The organism is Pseudomonadota bacterium, assembly GCA_030860485.1.
Lineage (GTDB): Bacteria > Pseudomonadota > Gammaproteobacteria > JACCXJ01 > JACCXJ01 > JACCXJ01.
Genome location: JALZID010000255.1, coordinates 1 through 5,430 on the forward strand (window position 1 = coordinate 1; position 5,430 = coordinate 5,430).

Annotated in this window: 6 protein-coding genes and 1 pseudogene; 6 read left to right on the top strand and 1 reads right to left on the bottom strand. The window is 63.6% G+C overall.

Translation table 11 applies throughout. From position 1 onward, the window contains the following. Window positions 1-264 precede the first annotated feature (264 nt). A complete protein-coding gene (locus M3461_15690) occupies window positions 265-1,419 on the top strand; it encodes an alkene reductase (GenBank protein MDQ3775680.1) in 1,155 nt (384 codons plus the stop codon). A 196-nt stretch (window positions 1,420-1,615) separates the two neighbouring features. Continuing rightward, the gene (locus M3461_15695; GenBank protein MDQ3775681.1) at window positions 1,616-2,194 is read left to right on the top strand and encodes a hypothetical protein; all 579 of its coding nucleotides are present in this window, start codon (window positions 1,616-1,618) and stop codon (window positions 2,192-2,194) included. A 159-nt stretch (window positions 2,195-2,353) separates the two neighbouring features. On the opposite strand, the pseudogene nhaD reads toward M3461_15695, so the two are convergent. Continuing rightward, window positions 2,354-3,038, bottom strand: a pseudogene (nhaD, locus tag M3461_15700) (sodium:proton antiporter NhaD). 450 nt (window positions 3,039-3,488) lie between these two features. Between nhaD and rpsF the strand changes: the two are divergent. The 4 genes from rpsF to rplI all read left to right on the top strand — a co-directional run. Then, window positions 3,489-3,950 (top strand): 30S ribosomal protein S6, encoded by a 462-nt coding sequence (rpsF, locus tag M3461_15705; protein ID MDQ3775682.1) that lies wholly within the window; start codon window positions 3,489-3,491, stop codon window positions 3,948-3,950. Between the two features lie 111 nt (window positions 3,951-4,061). Beyond that, window positions 4,062-4,286: a 30S ribosomal protein S18 gene (gene rpsR / locus M3461_15710; protein ID MDQ3775683.1), complete on the top strand. Its 225-nt coding sequence runs from the start codon at window positions 4,062-4,064 to the stop codon at window positions 4,284-4,286. Between the two features lie 47 nt (window positions 4,287-4,333). Beyond that, window positions 4,334-5,245, top strand: a complete 912-nt coding sequence (locus M3461_15715; GenBank protein MDQ3775684.1) for a DUF2232 domain-containing protein — start codon at window positions 4,334-4,336, stop codon at window positions 5,243-5,245. A 53-nt stretch (window positions 5,246-5,298) separates the two neighbouring features. Then, window positions 5,299-5,430 (top strand): 50S ribosomal protein L9 (gene rplI / locus M3461_15720; protein MDQ3775685.1); only part of this gene is annotated, 132 nt, incomplete at its 3' end.

The following is a 5,430-nucleotide window of genomic DNA, read 5'->3' on the forward strand; positions in this document are numbered from 1 at the left end:
GTTCCATCCTCCCCTCCCCGATCATCTTGATTTGCCGATAAAGTTGATCAGATCGGGTGGAGCCCTAAAAGTTCCACGCATTTGTTATCTTTATAACTCATATAGTTATAAGATCTTACCTATGAGCTCGTCCAAGCGCCCCCATTTATCATCAAATGCGAACAATCTTATTCCAGGAGACTAGATTATCAAAGAACGACGTGCAAGTAGGATCTCGCGTAGTTGGTATTTCATGCTTCCCTCTTGACGATAAGGAGCTAACAGATGAACAACGCGCAAGCGGTCCGACGTACGGAAACGGACCTTTTCACACCGCTGCGGCTTGGGCCTTACGTGGTGCCGAACCGCATCGTAATGGCGCCCTTGACCCGCAACCGCGCAGGCCCGGGCAATGTCCCGCAGACGATGAACGCGCGCTACTACGCACAGCGCGCGTCGGCGGGGCTTATCATCACCGAGGCCACGCAAATCTCACCCCAGGGCGTGGGCTATCCGGACACCCCGGGGATCCACGACGCGGCGCAGGTGCAAGGTTGGAGGCAGGTGACCCAGGCCGTGCACGAGCGGGCTGGTCGTATCTTTCTTCAGCTCTGGCACGTGGGCCGCATTTCCCATCCCTCCTTGCAGCCCGATGGTGCCTTGCCGGTGGCGCCCTCGGCGATCCGGCCAGCGGGTGAGGCCTACACGTACGAGGGACTGAAACCCTTCGTAACGCCGCGCGCCCTCGACATCGCGGAGCTCCCTGGTATTGTGGATCAGTACCGCACCGCCGCTCATTATGCCCTTACCGCCGGCTTCGATGGGGTCGAGATCCACGCGGCCAACGGGTACCTCATCGATCAATTCCTGCGCGATGGCACCAATCACCGCCCCGACGGCTACGGCGGCCCAGTGGAGAATCGGGCACGCTTTCTGTTCGAGGTCGTCGAGGCCGTCATCGGGGTGTGGGGACCCGGGCGCGTTGGAGTACGCCTCTCGCCGCTCAGTGCTTTCAACGACATGGTCGACTCGAACCCCGAGGCGCTCTTCGGATATGTCGCCGAACGGCTCGGTGATTACCCGCTCGTCGAACTCCACGTGGTCGAAACGGAAGAGGAACACGACGTGCAGCCAGCGGCGGGCCTCGACTTCGGCCGACTACGCCAGCGCTACCGCGGCCTGTACATGGCCAACGGCGGATACGCGTACGAGCGCGCCACGGCCGCACTCCGCGCGGACAGCGCAGACCTCGTCTCCTTCGGGCGCCTCTTCTTGGCCAACCCCGATCTGCCGGAGCGGTTCTGCCGGAACGCGCCGCTCAACACGCCGCACCCTGCCACATTCTATGAGGGCGACACGAAGGGCTATTTGGACTATCCGACCCTCAGCGAGATCGGTGGGCCGCGAGCGCGAAGCGTGCGACGATCTGCAGAAGACTGACGAAGGTCCTGTTGCCGACGGAAGCGTTAGCGCCCGATTAGGAGAATCCCACGATGCAGACGACCATCACCGAGATCGCGCCCGACGTCTTTCGCCTCTCGACGTTCGTATCCGACTTCGACATGCAGGTCAACCAATTTCTGGTGTGACGAGGAGCCGCTCCTGTGGCACACGGGTCTAAGAGCGCATTTTCCTGGTGCGCGATGCGGTTACGACACTCATCCCGATCGAACGGCTCCGCTGGATTGGCTTCAGCCATTTCGAAGCCGATGAATGTGGCTCACTGGCCGACTGGCAGAGGCTCGCGCCGCATTCGACCGCCCTCGCAAGCATCATTGCCAAGGTTGTCAGCGTGGACGACAGCGCCGCGCTGCGGCCCGCCCGTGGCCTCAGTGATGATGACATCTTTACCACCGGAACTTACCGCTTTCGCTTCCTGCAGACGCCGCATGTCCCGCACACGTGGGAGGCGGGGATGTTGTTCGAGGAGACCCACGCAACGCTATTTTGTTCTGATCTTTTTCACCACAATGGTAACGTCGCCCCAACGACGAGCTCCGACGTTGTGGATCTCTTCCGTCAGAAACTTGCCCAAGACGGGGCGCATACTCAGGCGCTTTGCGGGGTTGCGTCCGAAAACGCTAGCGGTCCACGGTTCCAGCTACGTCGGCGATGGCGCGCAGGCGATCGAGGCGCTCATCCCGATGCTCAAGGACGTCGTTGGTGGGCTATAGTCACGCGTGCTTGCGCCTTGACTCGGCTCGCCCAGCGGTGAAGGAGGCAATGAGTGCAGAAGGGCTGCGCAAGTAGGGGAAAGCAATGAAAAACGAAGTGGCGGTTGTTATGGGTGTCGGCACGGGCTGGGCGCGGCCTCCTCCGGAAGCGGGCGCGCGGCATGGGCGTCGAGCGCGACGCTTGGTAAAGCTTGGTCGGGTTACAACAATGGGGCATTGAGCCAGAAGTGTGTCCAGATGCCGGCCGCGTATCCGAGGGCGATGGCCCAGGTCCATTTGAGGTGGGAAAAGAACGTGTAGTACCCGCGGGACTGCCCCATGAGCGCCACACCGGCGGCCGAGCCGATGGACAGGAGCGACCCGCCGACCCCGGTCGTGAGCGTGATCAACAACCACTGACCGACGCTCATGTCGGGATTGATGCTCAACACCGCGAACATGAGGGGATGTTATCCACCACGGCCGACAGGACACCGATGAGGACGTTGGCGGCCGTGGGGCCGAGGTCCGCGTACAAGAAATCGAAACGAGCGCGAGATATCACAGGGCCCCGAGCCCACCCACGCACAGGATCACCCCGTAGAAGAACATCAAGGTATCCCATTCCACACGCTTCATACTGATGAAGATATCGAAGGGCTTGACAGCGGGTTTGTAATGATCGCGGAGGTTGAATGCCACGCTGTGCAGATCCACGGTTGGGGAGAAGCTGCGCAGCTCCGCGCGCCGGATGAAAAACCCGTAGAGCTTGAGCACGCCCAGGCCCGTCATCATCCCGAGGAACGGGGGCAGGTGCAGAAAATGGTGTAACAGGACGGTCGAAACGATGGTGCCGAGAAACAACGCGATCACCACGAATCCTCCGCGTTTGATGGGGATGGTGTCCGTGGCGACGGCCGGCCGATCGCCGGTGAGGTCCAACGCCTCACCGTCCCCAGCCAGCGCCAGCCCTAGGCACAGGAGGCCGGTCCCACAGGCGAGGCGCGATCGCCGCTCGACCGGGGACCGCTACTCGATCGCTTCGCATCGTGCGTATTCTCCCGAGAATGCCCGGTGTGCCCGCCTCTGTACGCGGGCGCGGGCGCTGATAGTCGGATCCGCACGTGATCGTATCCCGCCCGTGTGCCGATCCGGCCCGTGCGCGACCACCTCCTGCCGGGGTGGCGCCGGCGGCAAATTGCGCCTCCCGCACCGATCCCATAGAATAGCCCGCCCCACGTGCCCCGCTCGTCGGCCGGTGGGCATGCGGGGCCGGTAACACCGGCGGGTCTCCTTGCCTCACCGCGGTCTTCGCTACCGGTCGGGAGGCTCTTGAAATCCAAGGGGAGTGATTCCATGCGGCATTATGAGATCGTGTTTCTGGTCCACCCGGACCAGAGCGAGCAGGTCCCGGCGATGGTCCAGCGTTACCGGGCCATGGTCGAATCCAAGGGTGGGACCATCCATCGCCTGGAGGACTGGGGGCGCAGGGTCTTGGCGTACCCCATCGAGGACATCCACAAGGCCCACTACGTGCTCATGAACATCGAATGCGATGCGCCCGCGCTCAATGAATTGACCTCCGCGTTTCGGTTCAATGACGCGGTCTTGCGCAACCTGGTGATGCGCCGCAAGGCGCCCGTCACCGGGCCTTCTCCGCTGGCCAGGCGCCCCGAGGACGACAGACCCAGCGAGGGCCGGGACGAGCAGGACGCGTCCCCCGCGGCGCCTGTGGATGTCCCTGCCGGGGCCGGTGCCGTGAGCGACAGCGGTGCCCCGTCCGGCGATGCCCCGACGGACGGCGGCGCTGCCGAGTAGGGCGGCAGACCAGGGGCCGGCGCAACCCAGAAAAGGGCGGGCGGCCCGATTTCGTTCACCCCCCGACTTCGTTTACTCCCCCATTTCGTACATCAACTGAGGATACAGCCAATGGCGCGCTTTTTCCGCCGCAAGCGATATTGCCGCTTCACTGCCGAGGGTTTTACCGAGATCGATTACAAGGATCTGATCACTCTCAAGGCGTATATCACCGAGACCGGCAAGATCATGCCGAGCCGGATCTCGGGGACCAAGGCCCGTTACCAGCGCCAGCTCGGCTTGGCCATCAAGCGCGCCCGGTACCTGGCGCTCTTGCCATACTGCGACGCGCACTGACGGTTCGTGTCGATGCCCCGCGGCCACGACGGGTCGAGGTGGCCGGCGTGCGGTCCTTAGCCGAGTTCGTCATGCGCGGTCGCTGGCAGGCCGTCGGGACCATCTCGGCCCTGGGCATGCTCGGCTGGCTGCTGCCGCCGGTGTCGTACCTGAGCGGTGCCGCGGCCGGTCTGTGCGCGCTGCGCCACGGCGCGCGCGAGGGCTTCCTGGTGGTCAGCTATGCCACGCTCGGGGCCGGGCTCGTGACCCTGGTCGGGATCGGCAACGTGTGGCCTGCGATGTTCCTGGCCGTCGCCTGGTGGCTGCCGATTTGGCTGTGCGCCCAGGTCTTACGGGTCGGCCGCTCGCAAGGACTCGCGCTCGCCGCCATCGGGGGGCTTGCGGTCTTGGCCGTGGTCGCGGCGCGCGTATTGGTCGATGATGTCGAGGGCTGGTGGCGCGGGGTTTTGGAGCACATCGTATCTGCCGCGCCGGGACACGAGGACATGGGTCCGGAGCGGGCGATGCTCGATGCCCTGGCCGTGATGATGAACGGCCTGGTGGCGGGTGCCTTCGCCATGAGCGTGATGATCGCCTTGCTCATCGCCCGTTACTGGCAGGCGCTCCTGTACAATCCCGGAGGGTTTCGGGCCGAGTTCGAGGGGCTCAGGCTGCCGGGCGCCTTGGCGCCGGCGGTGGTCCTCACGGGGATCTTCGCGACCATCGAGGCGCTGGTCTTCGCGCAGCGTCATGGGCTCGTCACCGATCTCCTGGTGGTCGCGGTGGCGATGTATGGTTTTCAAGGCCTGGCCATCGCCCATCACTATGTGCGCAACCGCCAGCTCGCCAGTGCCTGGCTGGTGGCACTGTATGCGGCCGTGCTCGTGGTGCCGCAGATCGCGCTGGTGGCGCTGGCCGCGCTCGGGCTCTTGGATCACCGGGTAAATTTTCGCCACTTACCGGTCGGCGATAAGGCTTGAAACGATGGCCTGATTGAAGTCGACCTGATTGAAGTTGAAGGGGGAGCAAAGCGATGGAAGTGATACTGCTGGAAAAGGTGCACGGCCTGGGTGAGCTCGGCGAGACCGTGAAGGTCAAACCGGGTTTCGCGCGCAATTTCCTGATCCCGGGCCGCAAGGCCATTACCGCGACGCGCGACAATCGC

Bases quoted from the DNA above. Each gene is read 5' to 3' on its own strand.
- M3461_15690 (MDQ3775680.1), top strand. From the start codon at position 265: ATGAACAACGCGCAAGCGGTCCGACGTACGGAAACGGACCTTTTCACA.
- rpsF (MDQ3775682.1), top strand. From the start codon at position 3,489: ATGCGGCATTATGAGATCGTGTTTCTGGTCCACCCGGACCAGAGCGAG.
- rpsR (MDQ3775683.1), top strand. From the start codon at position 4,062: ATGGCGCGCTTTTTCCGCCGCAAGCGATATTGCCGCTTCACTGCCGAG.